Raw genomic sequence first — 2,603 nt, 5'->3', positions numbered from 1 at the left:
TTTAGAGTAATAGTATCAGTATGTCCAAGATTTAGAGGTTACTTGCATGTATCTTGAAGTTTTTGCACCGGAACCAGAAATGGTGCTATTCTAGTGGACTTTGATTTATTTATAGAAAAGTAAGGCTGCGTAAAAGTTGATTTTAAACAGAATGAAGGCGAAAGGTAGTATTTATATGCTTTTCGTAACGATCTGCCTGAATGGGATTTCAATAAAGGTGAATTAATTCTAATTACCCACGATGAAGAGAAAGTTAAAGAGATATCCTCAATAATTTTAACTATATATGTAGGCGAGTTATTCTGTAAAGAATGCTTTAGAAAAAAGACGCTGAAAAATTATCTAACAAAGATACAAGCTATTGGTGTCATTATTTTTGGGACAAGACTCCACAGCATACTAAGAAATTACTTCAAAACGAAATTTTATATTCAATAAATGATATGGATTGGTCGATGGTAAAAAGTATAACCTCTGATAAATCATATGTGCTTTTTGGAGTATGTTCGGATTCTTGTATGACTCGTGAAGAATACGATAATCATGATGTAATTCAAAAAAAGAAGAAGTTAATGAACGATATATGGGAAGAGTTAATAACTGAAGAAGTAATGAATGGTCCTGAAGTTTTATTGGAAAAATTACTGTGTGATCATATAGAGGTCATTGAAGAGGGTATGTTTTTTGTAGAAAGACAGTACAAAGTAGAAAAAGGAATAATTGACATTATCGCAAAAGATAAAAATGGTACTAAATGTATTATTGAATTGAAAATGGTTGAAGATGATAAAAGTTTAGTGTGGCAATCTGCTTATTATCCATCTTGCTTTAATGAAGACGTTCGTATGATTACAATCGCTCCCAATTATTCAAATAGAATATATAACGCTCTTAAAAATATAAATAATGTTGAAATGAAGGTTTTTGGCAAGGATTCAAACGGAAAGTTTGATATAAAAGATATTGATGGTGAAGAGTCTGTTTTAGAAATAAAAGAGGAAGCGCCTATTATCGTGTGAATGATTAAGCCCTACATATGTAGGGCTTTTTACATACTTACAATTAAGTAGAAAAGTATACTTTTCTACTTTTGCGTAGCTTATACAAATTCCCTCACCAAAACTTCCACCACGGCTTTTTCTTATCTTGTACAGCAGCAACCTCGGCGTGGTATTCCTGCATTATTCTCTTCGCCTCTTGGATCTCACGTAATGTTTTCATAAGAGTCTCGTCTCGTGCTTCCAGTCGTTTTTCAACCCGTTCATTATGTTCTTTTATACTCGTTTTGATTTCCTCGCTTCTCTGCTTTGCTTGCTCATTTAATCGCTTCTCCATCTCCAACATACCCTGATTCATTTCTTGCGCCATAACGCTGTATTGTTGCTGGAGCTGTTCTTGAATGTGGAATGGTATTAGACCTGTTTCTTTCGATTTTTCTTCATTAGCAACTAAATCTGGATTGATACTTTCCAACTTCTGCGCAATTATCTTCGCTGCCTTCTCTAACGTCATACCGTCATGCTTACCAATTTCAATTAGCCTTTCGATCACCATAACGTCATGCTCCGTGTATTGGCGTCTACCGCGATTATCTTTCTTTACTGCGAATCCCTCTCGTTGCAACACTTCCATATACTTTCTGAGCGTACTATCGGATATTCCTAGCCTTTTGTATACTTCACTAGCAGAATAAACAATTTCGTCCGTCATAGCGTCACAACACCTCCTAGTGACTGTATTCAATGAGGTGTTATAAAATCCTGCAAATAAAGAAACTCCAATGATTATTTTGCAATATGTGATTTATTCCGATTCTTTTTAAATATGACATTTCAATTAAAATTAGGTTCAAAAATGAATGATTATTGTATTTATATATGATGAAATCATTCCATCTATATATTAGGAGGTGTTTTTTATGGGTTGGAAATGGTTTATTCTTTTTGTCATTTTTCCATTAATAATTTTTATCTTTTTTTAAAAACGAACAAAGATAATTAAGAATAAGAAAATTAAAGAGATTTTTATTTTCTTTTTTGGATTAAGCGTTTTTTCATGGTTTGTATATTTTTCATCTCTTTTCTTACAATTATTTTTCTTAACAGAAGAAATTCATAGGAATATTGCAATAGATTGTGAAAACGTAAGCCAAACATCACTCAGTATTTCCATAGTTCTATCAATGTTAATATTGCACTTCAAGGGAGATGCGGAAGAAGATAACCCGGCTTAAAAGACAGTTATATTGCTTTAGCAATCTCAACAAGCAATCTCATAAATAGCGGTATCATTTGGACAACTATATAACCAATTCCTGCACGAGAAATCAGGGAAAACCCTCGTTCCTGGCTACCAACCATAATGCACAACCCACCGCATAACGCTACAACGGACGCAATTGGGTAGGATACTGCCTTAATTAGAAAGATAACCGGTTCAAATGCATTTACAATACGCGTGTATAGTTGGCCATCAATATAATTTTTTATCTTTCCATCATCTGATTGCACATCTTTAAATACCTCATTGGTTCCGGTGCAAAAACTTCAAGATACATGCAAGTAACCTCTAAATCTTGGACATACTGATACTATTACTCTAAA

2 protein-coding genes and 1 pseudogene are annotated in these 2,603 nt (G+C 33.5%); 1 reads left to right on the top strand and 2 read right to left on the bottom strand.

What is annotated here, in order from left to right:
* Positions 1-518: 518 nt before the first annotated feature.
* On the top strand, positions 519-1,019 hold the full coding sequence (locus JDS96_RS30150) for an endonuclease NucS domain-containing protein (RefSeq protein ID WP_242480035.1): 501 nt from the start codon (positions 519-521) through the stop codon (positions 1,017-1,019).
* A gap of 94 nt (positions 1,020-1,113) precedes the next feature.
* On the opposite strand, the gene JDS96_RS30145 is transcribed toward JDS96_RS30150, so the two are convergent.
* Positions 1,114-1,710 (bottom strand): DUF3967 domain-containing protein, encoded by a 597-nt coding sequence (locus JDS96_RS30145; RefSeq protein WP_199669049.1) that lies wholly within the window; start codon positions 1,708-1,710, stop codon positions 1,114-1,116.
* A 530-nt stretch (positions 1,711-2,240) separates the two neighbouring features.
* Positions 2,241-2,528: pseudogene (locus JDS96_RS30140) on the bottom strand (hypothetical protein); the annotation flags it as partial.
* Positions 2,529-2,603 lie beyond the last annotated feature (75 nt).

The sequence above is a fragment of the Bacillus cereus group sp. N21 genome, assembly GCF_016483395.1.
Classification (GTDB): Bacteria; Bacillota; Bacilli; order Bacillales; family Bacillaceae_G; genus Bacillus_A; species Bacillus_A pseudomycoides.
Note: the sequence above shows the minus strand (reverse complement) of the source record. Positions and strands in the feature narration are given on the sequence as shown.

Excerpts from the sequence above, each read along its gene's own strand:
- JDS96_RS30145 (WP_199669049.1), bottom strand. The coding sequence starts at position 1,710 with ATGACGGACGAAATTGTTTATTCTGCTAGTGAAGTATACAAAAGGCTA.
- JDS96_RS30150 (WP_242480035.1), top strand. The coding sequence starts at position 519 with ATGACTCGTGAAGAATACGATAATCATGATGTAATTCAAAAAAAGAAG.